The organism is Gottfriedia acidiceleris, assembly GCF_023115465.1.
Classification (GTDB): domain Bacteria; phylum Bacillota; class Bacilli; order Bacillales; family Bacillaceae_G; genus Gottfriedia; species Gottfriedia acidiceleris_B.
Genome location: NZ_CP096034.1, coordinates 2,553,381 through 2,574,992, shown reverse-complemented (window position 1 = coordinate 2,574,992; position 21,612 = coordinate 2,553,381). Strand labels below are relative to the sequence as shown.

The following is a 21,612-nucleotide window of genomic DNA, read 5'->3' as shown; positions in this document are numbered from 1 at the left end:
CTACTTTTACAAAAAATCAATTATACTTCAGTTTAACGCTACATTTTTTTTAGAAAATTCAATCATTAAAAACGATTCTTTATAGAAAAGGATGATCAAATGATAAGCCTTCCAGATCACTTTATAAAAACCATAAAAGATATCCATAAAGAAAAAGGGGAAAAATGGCTAGAGAATTTTGATGACTTATGTAATAGATGTGAAATTCGATGGAATATGAAAATATTATCTCCATTTGAATTATCGTATAATTTTGTAGCACCAATTTTAATCGACGGTCAAAAAAACGCAGTCATTAAACTAGCAGTCCCAAATGAGGAATTTAATAGTGAGGTTGAAGCTTTAAAGGAGTTTAAAGATCATGAATTCGTTAAAGTTATTGATTCTGATATCAATGAAGGAATCCTAATTTTAGAACAACTATTGCCTGGAAATGCTCTTGCTACAATTGAAAATGAACAAGAGGCAATGGGAATTGCCGTCAAAGTGATGAAAAATTTATGGAAAGCTGAACCTAAATCAACTAAAATACCTTCCATATTAAGTAGAGAAAAAAGCTTAAGTCGAATCGTTGAAAAATTCCCTTATGGCTTAGGTCCTATATCAAAAGAAATGCTATTAAAAGCATTTGATATTTTCAAAGAAATGAATCGTACAAAATCTACAAAATACTTACTTCACGGTGACTTACATCATTATAATATATTAAATGCAGGAGAAAACTCATGGAAAGTTATTGACCCAAAAGGATTAATAGGGGAAAGAGAATATGACATCATTCAGTTTCTTTTGAACAACTTAGAAGGGAAAGATATAACTACGACTCTAGAAAATCGAATTGATCTACTAGTAAAAGAATTGAATCTAAATAAAGAAAGAGTATTGCTGTGGGGATATTCGCATGCTGTGTTAGCAACATGTTGGAGTTTAGAAGATGAAGGAACTTATAATGAATATTTTTTTCAGACTATAAATATTTTTGAAGATTTACATACAAATCAGTTTGGTGAAGGTAATAATGTATTGCCCTTATTGTAAAGAAGAATTGAGTTTAGCACGAGACTTGAAACAATTTTTAATCAAGCAGAATTTAATAACTTTAAAAGAGTAATTGATTATTAGGATTTGATTGGAAGTTTAAAGTACCCAATATCTAAGGCAACTAATTTAACTGGTAAGATAGACCCTCGTTTTGTTCATTTACTAATCATTCTAATTTTACATTACCTAAAAATAAAATAGAGCAGATCATATTCCATCTGCTCCTAACTGTTATTCAACTAAAAAAAGTCCTAAACCATGGACATTTATCTTCCCTAAAGAACTAGTAGAAATAAATGCGTTCTCACACTATATTCTTTGTTAATTATTTATTCGAATGAGTGGCAAGACCCCGTCCAATTAGATTTGCAGAAACAGGTTGTTTTCCGATTTCCCTTGCCCAAATTGATAATTGTCCTATATGGTGAATTTCATGGGCAATGGTATGTCTAATGATTTCACCCCAGGTATCCGTCACTTTTCTTCCATCTGGGAAGGTAGAGTAAAATAATCGATTTTCCATTTCATTATCCCAGCTGTCTACAAAATTTTTCACTTCAATATGAAATTTAGCGTCCAATTCTCGAACTTTCTCTAAGTTTTTATAAGCATTAAAACTCTCCTGAAAATCAGATTTACCTTGTAAGACGCGAATCCAGCTCCACTCTACATCAACTATATGAAAAAGTGTATGTAAAATACTTCCCATTCCACCAGTTCGGGTTAACAGTAGTTCTTCTTCACTTAGCTCTTCGCACCACCTATACCATTCTTCTCTTACCGTCCAATTATATTTAAAAAACATTTGCAATGATAACCCCTCCTAATATAGAAAATTAAGCCACTACTAGAATATTACCAAAATTTGTTAAATATAAGTATTTTCAACAAGCAACGGTTAAATTCCTTGTTAACTAAAACATGCGTGTGCTGAATAAAAAATTAGGAAATAAAAGGATTTTAGTCATAGAAGTGAAATATGTAATAGTAGAAATATTATCCAATGTGGAGATTGTGGATCATTTTACTTCCTAAAAGGAACAAAGCAAAGATAGAAAGGCTGTATAGTGATGATTTATTGGATACGATTATTGATAAAATCGGGGTGATGTAATTGAAAAAATATTCTCATCTTATTTTGAGTGTTGTTTTATCAGCAATCATTTTGGTTGGCTGCGGTATCGGTCATAAAGAAAAATCATCTTCCTATTCAATAGCAGCAATCGTTTATCATACACTATCTGATAAAGATAAAGCAGAATTAGTAAATGACAAACCAGATGGTGGTGGAGTAGTAGAGCGAAAAGTGGTTACAAAGGAAATAGCACATCTAACGGATGAAAGTTACGATGGAAAAGAAGTATATTCGGTAACATTTCATACAAAGAATAGTGAAATACTTGGTGATATTATTGTGTTTTTTGATGGTGAAACACAGAAAGTAATTGGAAGAGGATATAGAGAGTGAATTTGTAGGAAAACCCTCATTCTTTTTACATTTTCAATTTTAAGAAACCCTTTTTTAAAAAATACAATTTTAAATTCAACTAAAGCATATGACTTCTGTGAAGAAATTCTTTAGTAGATTTATTAAATCATATAGTCAGTTCAATTTTTAAAAATTTCGATTTAGTTCTATCTTTAGATATTCCATTTTTTTACATAATTTCACTTCCTAATTGAACTAAAATTCCATATAGCTGTAACAACGGAATATTATTTGTACTATTCTTCAAACCCCTGAGGGAAATGGAAAACAGTCACGAATACCATGAGAACATTTATAATTAATATAAAAGAACCTATCTTGAATAATTATTTTCAAAATAGGTTCTTTTTCTCTTATCTACCTAAAACATGTTCAATTAACCCATAGCTCCAAAATCCAAGTAAAGCTAAACTACTCGCTAAAATAATATAGGCAATAAAAATTTGCCATTTTTTACGATTACTAGAAACATAGTAAGTTTCTAACGTTTCTTGTTGTTTCAGTAAAGGTGCAATTCTTTTATGCTTAATTTCTTGAATCTTTTCGTCAATATAGGTTCTCCAGTCTAAGTCTGGTTCATGTATACGTGCTCGAACGGAACGAATGAGATAATTTATTTCAAGACGTTCTTTATGAATTTCTAATTCTAACTTCTTATTATCCTCAAAAAATGGGAAAAAGAAACGTTTTACAATCGTACGATCAGAGTAGACATTAAAAATCCCAAATTGAAATTGTTTAATAGTATGTTCGTATAGTTTTATTTTTTCTTTAATTACCTTTAATTGGTAAGCTTCTCGAATTCGTTTAATGAATGTTGTAATTCCTAATATAATAATATAAAATGCGATAAAATTAGGTTGATAAAATAAATACACTAGCATCATCATAATACCGATAAACCAAAAAATTGGAGGTAATACACTTAAAATTCTCCCTCCATCTAGAGGAGAAATAGGAATTAAATTAAACAAATTAAGTATACAGCCTAAAGCAATGACTAATCCGAAAAATTCATTATGTGTGTAATGATAGAGCGGAATTGCTGGTAGAACTGAAATTAAGCCTAAAAACGGACCACCAAACGCTACATAAGATTCAGTTACAGCATCTTTTGGCATTTCTTTAAGTGATATCACTGCCCCGACAAAAGGAATAAAAAATGCTGGTGAAGTTGGTAGACCCTTTTGTTTGGCAGCAATTAAGTGCCCGCCTTCATGACATATTAATAAGTAAACAAGTGCGAAAGCAAAATACCATCCAAAAGTAAATCCGTATACAAATAAATACAATATCATGCTCAAAAAAGATAAAAATTTTGCTGCTTTTAATAGCGGTAAAAGTAGCTTTAATTTAGTACCTATTAGTGCGATTAAAACACCAATTTTTGTTAACGATTTTTTCGTTTTATTATTGATCATTGGTTGTGCCATTCATTTCACCTTCTCGCTAATTATGATATGATTATGTAGTATTAAAATTATATCATTAAAGATTATTTGTTTGATAGAATAATAAAGAAATAGGGACTAAAGTCTGCCGTTTTACTGAGTAAAAAAGAAAAAATTTAAGATGAAAATAACAAATTAGATGAGTTTAAGTAAATGTTAGAAAGTTATCTTTCTAACTTTTGCATTTTTCTAGAATATTTTATTATATGAAATAGTAACAATGAAATTAACTAAGGATTGATAAAGAAATGAATATATATGGGATGATTAAAGAGGTAGCAGATAAAAAAGGTAAAAACATAGCTTTTAGTTACGATGGAAACAAAATAAATTATGAAGAACTCATTTCTTCGTGTGAAAACATAGCACAACTATTAGTTGAAAATAAGATTGAAAAGGGAGATAAAATTGCGATTTTATTAGGAAATTCTCCTGAGTTTGTACAAGCTTATTTAGCAATATTAAGATTAGGTGCAATCGTCATTCCATTAAACCCAGCTTTTACGGAAAGTGAGCTCGGCTATATTTTAAAAGACTCTTCTACAAAACTTGTTATATCAACTAGTGAACAGGAGAAAAAACTTAAAAGTGTTAAAAATCAGTGTCCTTCATTATTAAATATTATTTTAATAGATGAAATACAACAGACGGTAATAAAAAATCAATTAGAAGAAATTGAAACCCTTCAAGATGATACGGCTGTTATTCTATATACATCAGGAACAACCGGTAACCCTAAAGGGGCAATGTTGTCTCATTTTAATTTAATTGAAAATGCAAATGATTTTTCCAGGTTAATCGAATTAAGTGAAAATGATCAAATGATCGCAGTCCTTCCAATGTTTCATTCATTTTGCTTAACATTATGTGTAAATATGATTTTGTTAAATGGAGCATCAACAATCATCATACCTAAATTTAACCCAGCTGAATTAGTTGAGGTAATCAAAAAAGAAAAAGCTACTTTAATTGCGGCAGTACCGACGATTTATAATTATTTATATCAATTAAAGAGTGCGACAGCAAACGATTTTAGTAGTTTGAGAGCATGTATTTCAGGTGGGGCATCGATACCAATCGAATTATTACAGTCAATTCAAGAAAAATACAATGTCTTAATTGTAGAAGGCTATGGATTATCTGAAACAGCTCCAGTTCTTACTTTCAATCCATATCGTGGGATTTGTAAACCAGGATCAGTTGGTCTTGATCTACCTAGTGTTGCAACAAGAATAGTAAATGAAAATGGCGAAGAAGTTCCAACTGGTGAAGTAGGAGAAGTTGTTGCGATTGGACCGAATGTGATGAGTGGTTATTTAAATAATATAGAAGTAACTGAAAAAGCATTTTTTAACGGTTGGTTTAAAACTGGTGATCTCGGTAAAAAAGATGAAGATGGATATTTATTTTTATTAGATCGAAAAAAAGATGTAATTATAACGAACGGATATAATGTTTACCCTAGAGAAATAGAGGAGAGACTTTATCAACATCCTAATATTATTGAAGCAGCGGTAGTCGGAAAACCTAATCAATTAATAGGTGAAAGCGTGTGTGCTTATTTAGTCGTTTCAAATGATTCACTTTCAGAAAGTGAGATCATTGATTTTTGTAAAAAAGCACTTGTTTATTATAAAGTTCCTAAGGAAATTTATTTTGTAAAAGAACTGCCTAAAAATAGTACAGGGAAAATTTTAAAAAGAAATCTTAAGTAATTTTAGAGACCAATCATTTGATTGGGTCTTTTTTTTTGCAAATTTAGGCCTTTATCTTTTTCTGTATAAAACTAGTTAAATAGACCTGCTGAATTAAGGGGGGGATAGTCTAAATTTCGTATATTTGACACATTGATTCGAACTAAATACTACTAATTTTTGGTAAGATTTAGTACTGAATTAGAGGAAGAAACGGTGAAGTAGTTTATAATAATTTTGCTTTCCAACTCTTTGTGTATATGTGACTATTAAGTTAGTCATTAAACAAAGGGGATCGAAAATGAGAAAGAAAATGTTTATCGTGTGTGTAAGTTTAATATGTGTATTATTGTCGAGTTGTGCCATGAAATCATCTAATGGCAACTCTTTTGAATTGGATGATTATGATAAATTAACTTCGTTTAGTGCACATAAAGGAGAAATGTACTACATTGACTATTCATTTATTGTCAATAAAGGATATGTAGATTTAATTGTCTATAATAAAAAAACGAAAGATATTGTTTTTGAAACATCAATTAAAAAGAAGGCAAAATATCAAGGTTCTTTTACTATACCTAGAAGCGGTATTTATATTGTTGAAATGGATGGTTATAAAGCATCTGGTGAATATAAATTCAAACTTGATAATGAAGCAACTGCAAAAAAAGATTCAACTATTGAACCAATGGATGAAATGTTGTTAACGAATACAAAAAACCATAATTTTGAAATAGAGAGATGGAAAGATAAAAAAAATACTTATTATAATGTAACATTCAAAACAGATTATACTGGAGTAGAATTGTGCACATTTGATGGTATAAAGAATGAAAACACTGGAATAATCGCAGGAAATTACGATCGGCAGGATGATCTTGTGGCACTACCAACAACAATTGATGTTTGGAAAAGCGCAAAAACGATGATACATTTTAATATTCCAAATGAAAAAACAATAGGTGGTATGGTAATTTGCTATATTCCTATTGAAAAAGATGGGGAAACATTAAGTAAGGAAATCAAGTATGATCGAGTCCTCTTTCATAAATAAATGATCATGCTATGCACCTCATTAATAGAGGTGTATTTTTTATTTATATATACTTTCAAACTAAAAAAAGCTGAAAACGCCAAATAAAATGCCAATGGAAAAAAATTAGATGAAATTATAAGCGCATTAAACTGTTTTTAAGAGAAGTGATCTTGATTATAATAATATCTAAATCTTATACTTCAAAAAAGAGTATAGCTTTTTTAGTTTAATATATTGTTTTTAATAAAAAAATCCTGAAATTTGAAATGAATTCCTACAAATCCCGCAAATTTTAGGTGAAAAAATCTTACAAAAAACAACAAAAAACATCCTTTTGTGATTTTTTCACTTTTTTATTTTCATAAAGAAGCCCATATGAAAATGATTAAAACTAAGTTAAAAAAATAGACGAATAATCTGACTTTATTTAATAAATTTGTATATAATTTTAATGTTCCTTTTTGAAATCTACTAAATTTTTAGAGATTATCATAACGAATAATAAAAAGATTTATTGGGAATGAATGTATTTTTTGTAGAAAAATGAAGTTTAATTTCGTCTAAATTCCCCAATACACTTTCTGTATTTGTCTTATTATAATGATAATTGTAAGATTTTTCAGAAAAGTGAAAAAAAGGAGAATGTAGATGAATAAGTGTAAAAACAAAAAAATCGTCAAAGTAATGACTGCCGGGGTAATTACCTCTAGCTTATTTTCAGCTAGTTTAATTAATGGTCACAAAACATTTGCTGTGACAAACTCTACGGGTTCAAATACTAGTATTAAAGATATTGATAGTTATATAAAAAATATTTCTAACGCCGATCGGGAAATGATTCATAGCATGCAAGAAAATAATAATGCCGGGGGGCTAAAGATTTCGCCTGATGTAGATTTAAATGTAGACTCACCTTTAAATGTGATTGTTCAGTTTAAACAAGCACCATCAGAAATTGATTTTAAAATCAATCAAACTAGTGGTCTTAAAGCTTCCATTCAGGAGTCAAGAGATAAAGTAGAAGAATCTCATAAAAAATTCAAAGAACAATTAAATGGAAATGCAAAATTAAAATCGGTTGAGATTAAAAGAGAATACAAGAGTATATTTAACGGTGTTGCAATAACGCTACCTGCTAATGAAGTAAAAGAACTTTTAACATTAGATACGGTAAATGCTGTTTATGAAGATCGAGAAATTACGGTTGAACCATTTGTAGAACAAAGTGGTGAGCCGAATAGCAACGCATCGATAAAATTAAATAATATGGAACAAATCGGTGCTGAAAAACTACATAAAGAAGGTATCGCTGGTAAAGGTATTAAAGTAGGTGTCATTGATACAGGTATCGATTATACTCATCCTGATATAAAAGATGTGTATAAAGGAGGATATGATTTTGTAAATAACGACTCAGATCCTATGGAGTCTTCTTATGATGATTGGAAAAAATCTGGACAACCTGAAATAAGTCCAATTTCAGGTGAACCTTGGTATACGGCACATGGAACACATGTATCAGGTATTATTGCGGGAACGGGTAAAAATAAATCCGATTTTGCCATAACAGGTGTAGCTCCAGAAGTCGAACTTTATGGCTATAAAGTTCTTGGACCATATGGTTCTGGACCATCGAATACAATACTTGCAGGAATTGAAAAAGCAGTAGAAGATAAGATGGATGTCATTAACTTATCATTAGGAGCACCTGTTGCTAATCCGCTTGATCCATTGGCGGTTGCGATCAATAATGCTACTGTAGCTGGAACAGTTTGTGTTCTTGCTGCTGGTAATGCTGGACCTAACCAGTATACGATTGGAAGCCCAGCTTCATCAGCGCTTGGTATTACAGTTGGCGCAAGCAGTTCGCCAATTACAGTCCAAACTAGTAATGCAGTTGCAGCTTCAGCAACTGAAACTGCTAAATTAGATAATATGAGAATGCTAGGTTCAGATTATACTAATCTCAATACGTTAAAGGGATCTAACCTTCCAATTGTTTATGTAGGTAAAGGTCAAGTTACCGATTACAATGGTAAAAATGTTAAAGATAAGATTGTACTGATGGAGCGTGGCGATTTAACTTTAAATGTAAAAATTAAGAATGCAAAGGCAAATGGTGCTAAGGCCGTAATCATGTTCAATAATATCACTGGTGAAACTTATATACCTTATTATTTCGGAAACAACTTTGACTTTATCCCAACTTTTAGTATTCCAAATGATCAAGGTACAAAACTTGTCAATATGCTATCAAAAGGTAATGTTACCGTAACGATGAATGATTTTGGATCTTATGAGACTGATGGGGATAAATTGGCGGACTTTAGTTCAAAAGGACCAGCTAGAAGATATTATGATATTAAGCCAGAGGTCACTGCACCTGGTGTGGCTGTATTTTCTTCAATTCCTGCTTACTATAATGGAGTAGCACATAAAGATGACTACGAACATGCATATGCACGATTTGATGGTACTTCGATGGCTGCACCACATGTTACAGGCTCTGCTGCTTTAATTTTACAAGCTCATCCTGACTATACTCCTGAGCAAGTTAAGTTAGCATTAATGAATACAGCAGATGCCTTAAACGGATCATATAGTGTTTTTGAAGAAGGATCGGGAAGAATTGATGCAGATGAAGCTGTACACTCTTCAATTCAAATTGGTGTGAAGGACGAAGCGCCAACACTAGATGAAAATGGTGAAAAAATGATGATCCCTGAGACGTCTGGTGACCTAAGCTATGGGGCTATTGTTTCAACAGAAGAGGATTATACAGACAAAAAGACAATTGAACTTACAAATAATTCAAATGAAGATAAAGTGTTTGACGTAAAGGTTCAATTTAATAAAATTGACAGTTACGATAAGGATGCAGTAAAGAATGGTATTACTCTAGATATGCCATCAGAAGTTAGAGCAAAAGTTCAAGGTATGTCAAAAATTAAACCAATCCTTACTGTTCCAAAAACAGCTGAATTAGGCATTTATGAAGGATACATTACTTTTACGAATAAAGAAGACAGTAGTGAAGTATATCAAATTCCATTTGGCTTAAATAAAATGGAGCAAGGAGTTAAAGAGGTTTTATTAACAACAAAAGCTTTTAATACAAGAAGAGATTTACCGTTCCCAATCTCTGGATCTACTGGAATCGCGTTCTCTCTGAATAGTCGCATGGAAACAGTTGATATCATTTTAAAGAATGCGGATACTGGTGAGCAATTAGGGATGATCGACGCATTTGATGGTGGATTTAATGAAGGAATGACATTCGGTTTAGATGGTGGATTTAACGGACTTTACTTCCCGTTCACAGGAAATCCTGACCAACCAGTTCATGTTACAAAAGCTCTTGCTTCTCCAGGACGATATGAAATTGAAGTTGTTGGTACAAACGAAGAAGGAAAAGTATTTAAAAAGTCTCAGCAAGTTGCCATTGATAATACGCTACCAACGATGAAAATGAATGTTCCAGGTGGAGTTTATGAAGTAGATGATGCAGGACTAAAAATTACTGGTAATATTTCAGATTCAAGTATTGATCAAATTAACAAAAACGGTGATAAGATTGACCAATCTAAAAATACAGTTAAAGTAACTGGTGCACAAAACCCTATTGGTAATGTACCATTAGTCGTTGACAGCAATGGTAACTTTGAATATACAAGAAAAATCCAAGCAGAGAAAAATTTCTCAACAATGACTTTATTAGGCCAAGACATTGCAACAAACGGTATTCAAAATCACCCAAGTCAAACATACACATTAGTTAAAAAAGGACAACCTTACATCAAATTAACAACTGACAAATTTGACGCAAAATACGGTGATACTGTTAAAGTAACATTAAGTGAACATAACATTAAAAACTTAATGGGTGGTGAGTTTACACTTGCTTATCCTAAAGATGTATTTGAATACCAAAGTACTGAAATAAGTAGCGAATTTGTTAATGCAGCAAAGGCTTTAGGATTAACAGCTAACTTAACCGCTCAAGATCAAAAAACCGATACATCTAATAACTGGCTTAAATTAACGACAAGTTTAGATGGACCAACTCCTTCAACAGGAATTAATGCTAATATGCCAGTGGCTACGATTACTTTAAAAGTAAAAGATAAGCCAAGCTTATATACAAAATGGGTTCAACAATTAGGGTTCCAAACTGCTAAAGCGAACATTTTAGGTCAACCACAAATGACGATTAACAACAAATTTGGACAAGGTGTTAATATCATTCCATCTTACTCAATTCTTGAAGGTGGATTCCTACCTGATGGATTTATTCCAGGTAATTCAATTTGGTTAGATACAAAGAAGGATTACTCAAAAGTAGGAGCAGAAGTATACATTATTGGCGGTACAGATGGAAAACGTTATGATGCAACCATCAACAGTGCTGCTAGATTCTCAGTACCAAATTTACCATTACTAGATCAATCATACGAAATCGTTATCAAAATACCAGGACATTTTGAAAGACATGTAAATGTTAATGAAATGGTAGATTCATACGGTGCAATGGATGCTGGAAAATTAAAATATTTCTACTACGCAACGATGAAGGCTGGAGATGTTAACAATGATAACGTTGTAGATATACTTGATGCAATCTACATCACTAGCAAACTAAATACAAATGATCGAAATGCAGATATCAATTTCGACGGAAAAGTTGATTTCAAAGATCTTGATTTTGTTAAGAGAAACTATTTAATGCAAAACCCTGATGTATCTGGAAAAATCAAACCAGTTACAAAATATAAAGGGAAAACGATTGACGATTATATTAAACCATTAGGATAAGTTTTGTTTTGTAGATTATGGCCACCAGCTTTTATGCTGGTGGTTTTTCTGTGAGACCAATTATTGAGAGTAAGACAAAAATGAGTTCATGAGGAAGTAAAATAGCAAAAAGATGAAAAATGCTTCCTCATGGGTTGTTCATGAGGAAGTAAAATAGCAAAAGATGAAAAATGCTTCCTCATAAGGTGCTCATGAGGAAGTATAATAGCAAAAAGATGAAAAATGCTTCCTCATAAGATGTTCATGAGGAAGTAAAAAAGGAAAAAGGTGAAATACGATTCCTCATGAGGTGTTCATGAGGAACTAAAAAAGAAAAGAGATGAAAAATTTTTCCATGACCATTCATATTGAAATTTTTACGAAGTACTTTACAAATTCCTTTTTTAGATTTATAAATTCCACACCAATCATAAACCGCATTAGTTGTTATTTTTCTATCTGGAAAGAGTAATTTAAGTTCTTCAATACTCCTTAATATTCTATTGGGCAGATCTTCTACATAGTCACAGGCTTGACAGATCAGCTTACCCTTTTTAACCTCGGTTATATATGCATTACAGTTAACACAAATGATCCCTTTTACTAGTTGGTCATAGTGATACATTGGATATTGAGAGTATTTTGACTCTGTTTTATGAAGTGATAAAAATTCTTTGGTGAGTTTGAAATGATTAACATTTAAATTGAAATGTTGCATGTTTAATTCGTTTATAAAGCGATTTAATTGTGATGGGAAAGTAATTGGTAGGTTCATAGGGGCATTGTATAAAAAAAATTCGGAGTTTACAAAAACTAAATGTGGTTTTATTTTGAAATGAATCTTATGTTCAATAAGTAATTTTCGTAGCATGGATTCGGTTCTTTTAAGTTGTTCGTAAGGATTTTTTATTTAGGTTTTTGTGGTTTTATACCATCGATCTCCTTCTATATAATAATCTCCTTCAAAATTTTTCACTTCAAATAAATAGATAGTTTCTCCGTTGATACCAATCGAATCAATTTGGAATTCGGATTTGTTACATTCGAACAATAAATCGTTAAGGAAAAGCCAGTTATCTGAAAGTGTTGAAGTCCATTCATCAAATTTTTTTTCACCTTTGAACCCTTTTTCTAGATAGGATAAGTATGCTGAATCCTCATCAGCTAGTTCGCTCCTTGCATTTAATATTTGATAAATCCTTAAATCCTTTGATTCGAGTCGTTCTTTTTGATTTTTCATATTTCACATCCTTTCAATCTATCTTAAATTCAAATTCAACTACATAATTGATGATTTTTTAACTATTTTATGAAATGTTTGTTGTTTAGACTTATTTCACAAAAATTTTACACTTTTTTAAGATTTATATGATATAGTTCACATAATTTCAATTGGAAAAAACACTTTAATTTTTAGAGTGTGTAGTTTACGAAAGTAGCTTGCATGCTAAGAAAAAAGATTATTTAAATAAAATTTTATTACCGAGTGAGTGAAATAAATGTCAATTAAAATGAGGTTTCTGTTGTCTTATATTGGGGTGATTCTTTTTTCGATCTCGTTATTATTGGCAGCAGGTTTTTTAATAATTTTTGCAATAACAGGAGATGTAAAGTCTGTAGAAAATCTTTACAAAAAGACTTATGTACAAAAGCCTTTGACTACAGTAGAAGAAAGTCTGTTTCTTGATTTGAAGCTACTTGCTAAACATAATCCTAAGCAGTTACTTAATAAGAAGGAACTCAAAAGTATTGAACATAAGAATATCGGAATTGTAGTCCGAAAGGGAAAACAGATCGGGTACGCTTCCCCGTCGTTAGACAAAAAAGTGTTGGAACAAGCGCTTCCAGGGTTTGAGGAAACGAATATTAATACTCGCGATACGATTAAAATTAATGATATATTTTTTACGTATGTGAAATTTGATTTTTATTTTCCAGATCAAAGTCAAGGGAGTATTTTTGTCTTAAAGAAGGCAAGCTCATATACCGAGGTTATTCGTAATCTTTTTCCAATTTTACTAGGTTTATTGCTATTTTTATTTATTATGATAATCGGAATGTTAAACTATTTAGTTTCCCGAAGCATTATTAGGCCAATCTCAAAACTTAAAAATGGTGCAGAAAAAATTAAAGTTGGAGATTTGAATTTTGTAATTGATACGAGTTCAAATGATGAAATCGGTGTATTAAATAAAGCGTTTGAGGAAATGAGAATCAAATTAAAAGAATCGATCAATCTCCAGATTCAATATGAAGAAAATCGTAAAGAGCTATTGTCCAATATTTCACATGATTTGAAAACACCAATTACTTCAATAATTGGATATGTGGAAGGGATAAAGGATGGTGTAGCAAATACTCCGGAGAAAATGGAAAAATATTTATCAACAGTTTACTCTAAAGCAAAGGATATGGATTCATTAATCGATGAATTGTTCTTGTTTTCTAAACTGGATTTAAAAAAAGAACCCTTTCACTTTGAAAATGTCGAAATGAATAAATATATAGGAAGCTATATTGAGGAAATTTATTTAGATTTACTGCAGCAAGGGATCAAGATAGAATTTAATCAGTCAAATAAATCAATCAATGTTACAACGGATCGAGAGAAATTAAAAAGAGTGTTGTCGAACTTAGTAAGCAATTGTGTGAAATATATGAACAAAGAAGAGAAGAAAATTTCATTTTCATTAAATGAACAGTTAAATGAAGTAATTGTTGAAGTAACAGATAATGGTCAAGGGATTGATCCTGCTGCGTTACCATTTATTTTTGAACGTTTTTACCGTGCAGAACAATCAAGAAATTCACAAACTGGCGGTAGTGGTTTAGGGCTGGCAATCGCAAAACAAATTGTTGAAGAGCACGGAGGGAAAATCTGGGCAAATAGTGAGATTGGTAAGGGGACAAGTATATTCTTTTCCTTAAAGAAAGGTGAGAGAAATTGAAAGAAATATTACTGATTGAAGATGATATAAGCATTGCAGAATTACAAAGAGATTATTTAGAAATAAATGATTTTCGTGTAGATATTCAACATAATGGCGATGAAGGCCTTCAACATGCACTAAAAGGAAATTATGATTTAATCATATTGGATATCATGCTGCCAGGAAAAAATGGTTTTGAAATTTGTAAAGAAATACGAGCGGTAAAAAACATTCCTATTTTATTTGTATCTGCTAAAAAAGAAGATATCGATAAAATTAGAGGCCTCGGTTTAGGTGCGGACGATTACATTACAAAGCCATTTAGTCCTAGTGAACTAGTTGCAAGAGTAAAGGCACATTTATCTCGATATGAAAGGCTAGCTGGTAACAATACCGTTTCAAAAACAATTTTCGTTCATGGAATATCAATCGATCGTTCAGCTCGTAAAGTTTTTATTAACGAAAAAGAAGTACCCTTTACGACAAAAGAATTTGATTTAATGGTGTTTTTTGTAATGAATCCGAACCAAGTTTTAAGTAAAGAACAGCTCTATGAAAAGGTTTGGGGCCTCGAGTCAGCGGCAGACGTTTCAACTGTAACTGTCCATATTAGTAGATTACGTGAAAAAATAGAAAGAGACCCTACAAACCCTAAGTTCTTGGAAACAGTTTGGGGAGCAGGGTATCGATTTAATATTTAAATTATGTTTTTTAACCGTCACATAGTGCCGGTTTTTTCTTTATTTTGACATTTTACTCGCAAGATTAACTATATAGTAGTTTGTTTGAACAAGGAATGAAGTAATGAAAGTAGAATTTTATAGATAAATATGGGATTTAGATAATAAACAAAATGTAATTGTTGAAAAACTTGCATTTCAAACCATTAAAAAATTGAAAAAAATAGGGTGGAATTAAAAAAATGAATCAAAAAGACGAAGAAAAACTAAGTAAATTTATGAGTAAAATTTTAAGACATGACCCATTAAAATTTGGAGTGAATTTAAAAGAAGATGGGTCATGTTCCATATCAGAATTAGTTGATGCAATAAATAGTCAAACAAATTGGAGCGGTGTCACTGTTGAAAATATTACTCAGGTTGTAAAGAATTGTCCAAAACAACGGTATGCAATAAATAGTGATAGAATTAAAGCGAATTATGGGCACTCGAAAACTAAAATACAATATCAGCCAAAAAAACCTCCTGAGATTCTTTATCATGGTACAAATAAAAAAGTTGAAGAACTAATTCACAAAGAAGGGTTAAAACCAATGGGACGTAATTATGTTCATTTATCTGAAGGGGTTGAATTCGCGACATTGGCTGGAAAACGTAGGGGAGAATTAGTAATTTTGAAAGTAGATGCTAAAAATGCCTACGAGAATGGTGTTAAATTTTTTTATGCTGACAATGAAGTGTGGTTGACTGATTATATTTCACCTAAATATAAATTAAAAATTGAAAGTTTTTAGCATTGAAATAATTGAACTAGTAATAGTTTTTTATAGTATCCGAACAAAAATTTAGTAGATCAAGTATTTGTGTATGACTGTCTAATTGGACAGTCATTTTTTTTTTTCAAAAAACATTAGAGGCAATCCATAAATAATTATTATTAAAAATTTTATACTTTTTTAATAATTTGTTTAGAAGGAGTTTTCATTTAAGGATTAACATAGATTTCAGACAAACAATGATCTAACTTATGAAAAAGATTTGAGGAAAATTTCCCAGGAATAATACGATATTTTTATGGTGATTTGTAATGGAAAAGGAGGCTGTTGTACTTTATGTGGAAGTTACTTGCAGTAATAACGAGCTGCATACTTTTGCTAAATGGATGTGCCTCATTTGCTAAGGGGGAAGAAAAAGTGAACGAACAGTTATTTCAAGCAGCTAAACGAGGAGAAACTGATCTCATTAAGAAGTTAATTGAGAATGGTGCGGATATGAATGCACAGAATTCTAATGGACAAACTGCCATAATGATTTCAACTTATCATAATGATTTCAAAACTGCCAAAGTACTGATTGATGCAGGCGCAGATGTCAATATTCGTGATCATATGAAAAACAATCCATTTTTATATGCTGGTGCTGAAGGTTTTATTGATATTCTAAAACTTACAATAAAAGCTGGTGCTGATCCAACAATTACGAACCGATAGGTGAAACAGCATTAATTCCCGCTTCAGAACATGGATATGTAGATGTGGTCAATGAACTTCTTACTAATACCGAGATTGATGTTAATCATGTTAATAATTTAGGTTGGACGGCACTTTTGGAAGCAATTATTTTGAACGATGGAAGTGAAAAACAACAGCAAACAGTACAATTGCTTATAGATCATGGAGCAGATGTTAATTTGTCTGATCGTGAGAATGTTAGCCCTTTAAAGCATGCACGTGAGAGAGGTTTTAAAGAGATAGAAGAGATTTTGCTAAAAGCAGGTGCTAGATAATCAAAGTTCATGACCAATTGTAAGAATAATTGGAGATTATATAAATAACGATAAAAATATGAGGAGATCATTAAAATGATTAAAAAAACAAAAACAATTTCATCAATATTACTCGGAGTATCTTTAGTAGTAACAAGTTATAATTCTGCTGCTAACGCACAAGTAGAGCATGGTAAACAAAAACAAGAAAGAGTATACAAAGCACCTAAAAAAGTTAAGAACAAGTTAACAAAGGGCCAGGTAATGGCTAATATTTTAAGTAGTACAAACTGGCAAGGTACAAGAGTGTATGATAAAAATCATCATGATTTAACAAAAGAGAACGCAAATTTTATTGGTCTTGCTAAATATGATGCAAAATCAGGTAGATACGAATTTTTTGATGCAAAAACTGGTCAAAGTCGTGGTGATAAAGGAACATTCTTTATTACAAATGATGGTAAAAAACGAGTTTTAATTTCTGAATCAATGAATTACCAAGCTGTAGTCGATATGACAAAACTAAATAAAAACGTATTTACTTATAAAAGAATGGGGAAAGATGCAAACGGTAACGATGTAGAAGTATATGTTGAACATGTTCCTTATAAAGAAAAACAGCTTTCTTTTACAGATCCTGATAAAAAATTAGATTCTAAAACAGGCGAGATTGTAAAAAAAGTTGATGGTGATAGAATTTTAGGTAGAACACTTTGGAATGGTACAAAAGTACTAGATGAACAAGGGAAGGACGTAACGAAATATAATACGAATTTTATTAGTCTTGCAAAATTTGATGGATACTCTAATAAATATGAGTTTTTCAATTTAGAAACAGGTAAAAGCCGAGGTGACTATGGATATTTCGATATTGCCCACGAAAATAAAATCAGAGCACATGTTTCAATCGGAACAAATAAGTATGGTGCTGTTCTTGAATTGACTGAGCTTAATAATAATAAATTTACTTACAAAAGAACAGGAAAAGACAAAGATGGTAAGGATATAACTGTATTTGTTGAGCATGAACCTTATAAAGGTGATTTTAAACCAATGTTTAGTTTCTAATAAACTTAAAAAGGGATGGAGAACTCCATTCCTTATATTTATGTATAAATAATTTTCAATAAAAATATTAGATTTTTTCAGTTTATTTAAAAATTCCCCCAATAATATTAGTGTCTAAATACTTCATTTCGAAGGTGTTCGTACCTAGAATTAGCCTAATCATTGTTATTTTTAATAATCTTTACTATATGAAAAGAATAAAATTCCCCCCAATAGTATTGAAAGGTATTATCTTGTTTAATTAAAATGTTGATTAATTTTCGCAAATTAATAACGAATTTACTATCCGACAACTTTCAATCTATCATTTAAAAAGGGGAATTCAAATGGATTACATTTCTATATATTACAATGGCAGTGTACCAAAATATGAAGTACCAATAGAAATTGGGAAACAAAAAGACTATGATGATAACTTGGATGAAGAAGAATCAAAAATAAACGATGAGAGATAACATTATTTTTAAACTATACATATTGTAAAAGCTTGTAGACAGTGGGATTTTCCAGAAGTTTACAAGCTTTTTTGATTATAACCTCATAACATTAATTCGAACTAATCACAGAAAAAGCCTTCAATACATAAAATAAATGGGCACAAATACAATATTTTTCATCTTAAAAGGATGTGAGGAAGATTTATCCAGTAAATAATTATAACTTAACAGGTATGCGATATGATTATTCAACCCCTCCATATCAAAGTGCTTTCCGATCAGGCAATATGAATAGTAATTATACGATTAAAGCAACAGGAAAAGGTGAAGTATCAGTAAAGCCCGACCAATCGTTTGTCCTATTAGGATCAGTAGTAGAAAATATGAAAGTACAAACGGCTCAAACAGAGAATGCTATCATTTCAAATAAAATGATAGAAGCATTAAAAGGTGAAGGAATTAAACAAGAAGAAATTGAAACGAATTCATATACAATCGATCGAATTGTTGATTACCAAGATTCACAACAAATTTTTAAGGGATATCGAGTGAGTCATATTTTCAAAGTAATCGTGAAAGATCTTGCAAATGTTGGGAAAGTGATTGATGTTGCAGTTGAAAATGGAGCAAATGAAGTAAGGAATCTTACATTCGAAATAGCAAATCCCGAACCGTATTACGGAGAAGCACTACAAAAGGCTACTTTAAATGCAAAAATGAATGCAGAAAACATCGCGAAATCCCTGGGGTTATCGATTAATAACATACCAATTTGGATGTCTGATGAAGGGATTCAAGTTGTACGCCCGATGTCATCATTAACAATGACTGCAGCAGCATTCAGCGGACCAACTACACCAATTCAAGAGGGACAAATTAAAATAACTGCTTCAGTACAGGCAATGTTTAATTATGTAAGTTATTAAATGTTTAAAATTCGAATTTGACAGATATATATAAAATTCACATTAGGATTGCAAATTTAAACAGATAGAGATATAAAAAATCTGGATGATATGGAAACTTGATAATATATTTGTTATGAATTTTTTTAATTCATTTAACTTAAATTAGATTCTATTTTAGTAAATTTTTTTGCTAGTTAACCATTCCACAAAGATGACAGAAAGCCTTTGGATCGGCTAATTCTCTTCTTGGTGGAATTTTTTTTAAAAGTGCGAAGTGATTTTGTGAAAAATGCCCATCATCTGATTTTTTGTGAGAAGATGAACGATTAGCTGAAATTGGGTAAGATTTTTGTGATTGGTGTTTAGTTCTTGCTTCTTCATTTTCTTTTTCTACTAAAATTTTTTGAATTCTAGTAAATTCATTTAAAAACTTATTTTTAGTTTCTGAGTTTATATGGGACACGAAACTAAATTTTTGAATTGTTTTGCTCGATAAAAATTCTTGAACTTTAGTATTTTTATAATTAACATCTAAAATTCCTAAGACATAGGTATTTACAGATGTCGTTTCAAACAAAGTATGATATAACAAATTGTAAACAGCTTTTTGTTTAATACAATTATATATTGTAAAGAAGAACCAAAATAATTAAAAAAATAAAAAACATAATCTAGGAGAGGCGTCTGTAAGTGGGGCGGATACGGCATCGGCAATACTTTAATGATCAACTCAAAGTTTTTTGAGGTGTAAAAATATGATACAATAAATCAATATTAATTACATTTTTTAGGGGGTAAATCTGTATGGTTCCTCATGAAAATCTGCAAAAAATTACTGAAATGTTAATTGGAAAAATTAATCCATATACTATATTCTTGTTTGGTTCTGCAGCACAAAATCGAATGCGACCTGATAGTGATTTGGATATTGCATATCTTAGTGATACGGAATTAAGCAATTATGAAAGATTTTTATTCTCTCAAGAAATTGCAAACTTATTAAATATGAATGTCGATTTAATTGATTTGAATCATGCTTCAACTGTATTCCAAGCTGAAATTATACATAGTGGTAAAGTGATTTATTGTTCAGATGATTTTCGAAGAGTAATTTTTGAAATGAAAACTCTGAAAATGTTTGCCAAGTTAAATGAAGAACGTAAAGAAATTTTAGATAAAATTAAAGAAAGAGGTTCTATTTATGAATAATCAAGTGATTTTGAATAAAATTTCAACAATAGAACGTTGTATTAAAAGAATAAATGAGGTTTATGATAATAATCCTTCTAATTTGAATGATTTTACCAAACAGGATTCCATTATTCTAAATATACAAAGAGCATGTGAAGCTTGTATTGATTTAGCTATGCATTTAGTTTCAGAAAAAAAATTAGGAATTCCACAATCAAGTCGAGATTCATTTGATTTATTAGTAGCAAATTCACTGCTTGATCAAGAACTTTCAATGAAATTAAAGGCAATGGTAGGATTTCGAAATATAGCTGTACATGATTATCAAAGTGTAAACCTTGAAATAGTAGAAAAAATTATTGAGAATCATCTTATTGATCTTAAAAAATATACCCATCATGTCATTAAATTGCAGACAACGTACTAACTGTAAAAATATTTTTATAATGAATTGATGTTTTTAGGGCAGTTTTCTTAAATAATAATTAAATGATTAATATTTCGAATATTACAACAAGTTTTAATAAAAAAATATTTTTTAAAAATAATAATCTGAAAATATTGAAGTTTACTAATTGTTGGCATATAATGTAATCAGATACTAGTTTATTAGAGAAAGTAAGTAAGAGGTATTAGCGATATGGCAGAGCAAAGTCAACGAATTGGTCGAACAGCTATGATGCTTGCTTTGACCGATCATGAAGAAGAATTAATGAAAAATGAAAACCTTGTATGGTGTGTAGGTAAGGTCGGTACAATGGATGCTCAGAAGGTCGTTGCTGCGATTGAAACCGCTGCCAAACAAAATGGTGTAATCAATGGAGCTCTATATAGAGAAGTTCATTCATTATATCATGCAACACTTGAAGCAATTCAAGGTGTAACAAGAGGTCATGTCCAATTAGGTGATGTTCTTAGAACAGTAGGACTTAGATTTGCTGTTGTTAGAGGAAAGCCTTATAAAAACGTGAACGAGGGTGACTGGATAGCAGTTGCACTATACGGAACGATTGGTGCTCCAATTAAAGGATCGGAGCATGAATCAGCAGGACTCGGCATTAATCACATATAATCGCCCATAGTTTATTAGATGATAGGGGGCTATGATTCGTAAGTTTATATTTACGTCTC

The 21,612-nt window shown here is 30.9% G+C and carries 19 protein-coding genes and 1 pseudogene; 15 read left to right on the top strand and 5 right to left on the bottom strand.

Annotated elements, in window-relative coordinates:
• Positions 1–99: 99 nt before the first annotated feature.
• Positions 100–1,038: an aminoglycoside phosphotransferase family protein gene (locus MY490_RS12285; RefSeq protein ID WP_248265979.1), complete on the top strand. Its 939-nt coding sequence runs from the start codon at positions 100–102 to the stop codon at positions 1,036–1,038.
• A 328-nt stretch (positions 1,039–1,366) separates the two neighbouring features.
• Here MY490_RS12285 and MY490_RS12280 read toward each other — a convergent pair whose 3' ends face one another.
• Positions 1,367–1,852: a DinB family protein gene (locus tag MY490_RS12280; protein ID WP_248265978.1), complete on the bottom strand. Its 486-nt coding sequence runs from the start codon at positions 1,850–1,852 to the stop codon at positions 1,367–1,369.
• A gap of 303 nt (positions 1,853–2,155) precedes the next feature.
• Here MY490_RS12280 and MY490_RS12275 point away from each other — a divergent pair, with 303 nt between their 5' ends.
• Positions 2,156–2,509: a hypothetical protein gene (locus tag MY490_RS12275; RefSeq protein WP_248265977.1), complete on the top strand. Its 354-nt coding sequence runs from the start codon at positions 2,156–2,158 to the stop codon at positions 2,507–2,509.
• Between the two features lie 374 nt (positions 2,510–2,883).
• On the opposite strand, the gene MY490_RS12270 is transcribed toward MY490_RS12275, so the two are convergent.
• Entirely contained in the window at positions 2,884–3,963 is a 1,080-nt protein-coding gene (locus MY490_RS12270) for a site-2 protease family protein (RefSeq protein ID WP_248265976.1), read from the bottom strand.
• 266 nt (positions 3,964–4,229) lie between these two features.
• Here MY490_RS12270 and MY490_RS12265 point away from each other — a divergent pair, with 266 nt between their 5' ends.
• The 3 genes from MY490_RS12265 (at position 4,230) to MY490_RS22160 (ending at position 11,523) form a co-directional block, all read left to right on the top strand.
• A complete protein-coding gene (locus MY490_RS12265) occupies positions 4,230–5,696 on the top strand; it encodes a long-chain-fatty-acid--CoA ligase (RefSeq protein WP_248265975.1) in 1,467 nt (488 codons plus the stop codon).
• A 280-nt stretch (positions 5,697–5,976) separates the two neighbouring features.
• Positions 5,977–6,729 carry a hypothetical protein gene (locus MY490_RS12260; RefSeq protein ID WP_248265974.1) on the top strand — a complete coding sequence of 251 codons (753 nt, stop codon included), beginning with the start codon at positions 5,977–5,979 and terminating at the stop codon, positions 6,727–6,729.
• 630 nt (positions 6,730–7,359) lie between these two features.
• A complete protein-coding gene (locus MY490_RS22160; RefSeq protein ID WP_282439794.1) occupies positions 7,360–11,523 on the top strand; it encodes a S8 family serine peptidase in 4,164 nt (1,387 codons plus the stop codon).
• A gap of 241 nt (positions 11,524–11,764) precedes the next feature.
• Here MY490_RS22160 and MY490_RS12240 read toward each other — a convergent pair whose 3' ends face one another.
• Positions 11,765–12,373 carry a hypothetical protein gene (locus MY490_RS12240; RefSeq protein WP_248265973.1) on the bottom strand — a complete coding sequence of 203 codons (609 nt, stop codon included), beginning with the start codon at positions 12,371–12,373 and terminating at the stop codon, positions 11,765–11,767.
• Positions 12,374–12,412: 39 nt separating this feature from the next.
• Entirely contained in the window at positions 12,413–12,742 is a 330-nt protein-coding gene (locus MY490_RS12235; protein ID WP_248265972.1) for a nuclease-related domain-containing protein, read from the bottom strand.
• A 259-nt stretch (positions 12,743–13,001) separates the two neighbouring features.
• Here MY490_RS12235 and MY490_RS12230 point away from each other — a divergent pair, with 259 nt between their 5' ends.
• From MY490_RS12230 to MY490_RS12205, 7 genes and pseudogenes are all read left to right on the top strand, one after another.
• Entirely contained in the window at positions 13,002–14,450 is a 1,449-nt protein-coding gene (locus MY490_RS12230; protein WP_248265971.1) for a sensor histidine kinase, read from the top strand.
• The gene (locus tag MY490_RS12225) at positions 14,447–15,133 is read left to right on the top strand and encodes a response regulator transcription factor (RefSeq protein WP_097977592.1); all 687 of its coding nucleotides are present in this window, start codon (positions 14,447–14,449) and stop codon (positions 15,131–15,133) included. The genes MY490_RS12230 and MY490_RS12225 overlap by 4 nt, the downstream gene beginning before the upstream one ends.
• A 221-nt stretch (positions 15,134–15,354) precedes the next feature.
• Positions 15,355–15,906 (top strand): RNA 2'-phosphotransferase, encoded by a 552-nt coding sequence (locus MY490_RS12220; protein ID WP_248265970.1) that lies wholly within the window; start codon positions 15,355–15,357, stop codon positions 15,904–15,906.
• A gap of 318 nt (positions 15,907–16,224) precedes the next feature.
• Positions 16,225–16,898: pseudogene (locus MY490_RS12215) on the top strand (ankyrin repeat domain-containing protein).
• A 75-nt stretch (positions 16,899–16,973) separates the two neighbouring features.
• Positions 16,974–17,945, top strand: coding sequence for a DUF4822 domain-containing protein (locus MY490_RS12210; protein WP_248265969.1), 972 nt, complete (start codon positions 16,974–16,976; stop codon positions 17,943–17,945).
• A 326-nt stretch (positions 17,946–18,271) separates the two neighbouring features.
• Positions 18,272–18,400 (top strand): hypothetical protein, encoded by a 129-nt coding sequence (locus MY490_RS22155; RefSeq protein ID WP_282439793.1) that lies wholly within the window; start codon positions 18,272–18,274, stop codon positions 18,398–18,400.
• Between the two features lie 173 nt (positions 18,401–18,573).
• Positions 18,574–19,308 carry an SIMPL domain-containing protein gene (locus MY490_RS12205; protein ID WP_248265968.1) on the top strand — a complete coding sequence of 245 codons (735 nt, stop codon included), beginning with the start codon at positions 18,574–18,576 and terminating at the stop codon, positions 19,306–19,308.
• A 172-nt stretch (positions 19,309–19,480) separates the two neighbouring features.
• On the opposite strand, the gene MY490_RS12200 is transcribed toward MY490_RS12205, so the two are convergent.
• On the bottom strand, positions 19,481–19,882 hold the full coding sequence (locus MY490_RS12200; protein WP_248265967.1) for a hypothetical protein: 402 nt from the start codon (positions 19,880–19,882) through the stop codon (positions 19,481–19,483).
• Positions 19,883–20,094: 212 nt separating this feature from the next.
• On the opposite strand from MY490_RS12200, the gene mntA reads away from it, so the two are divergent.
• The 3 genes from mntA to hutP all read left to right on the top strand — a co-directional run bounded on the left by mntA (position 20,095) and on the right by hutP (position 21,553).
• Entirely contained in the window at positions 20,095–20,499 is a 405-nt protein-coding gene (mntA, locus tag MY490_RS12195; protein WP_248265966.1) for a type VII toxin-antitoxin system MntA family adenylyltransferase antitoxin, read from the top strand.
• Entirely contained in the window at positions 20,492–20,908 is a 417-nt protein-coding gene (gene hepT / locus MY490_RS12190; RefSeq protein WP_248265965.1) for a type VII toxin-antitoxin system HepT family RNase toxin, read from the top strand. The genes mntA and hepT overlap by 8 nt, the downstream gene beginning before the upstream one ends.
• Positions 20,909–21,121: 213 nt before the next feature.
• Positions 21,122–21,553, top strand: coding sequence for a histidine utilization transcription antiterminator HutP (gene hutP / locus MY490_RS12185; protein ID WP_248265964.1), 432 nt, complete (start codon positions 21,122–21,124; stop codon positions 21,551–21,553).
• Positions 21,554–21,612 lie beyond the last annotated feature (59 nt).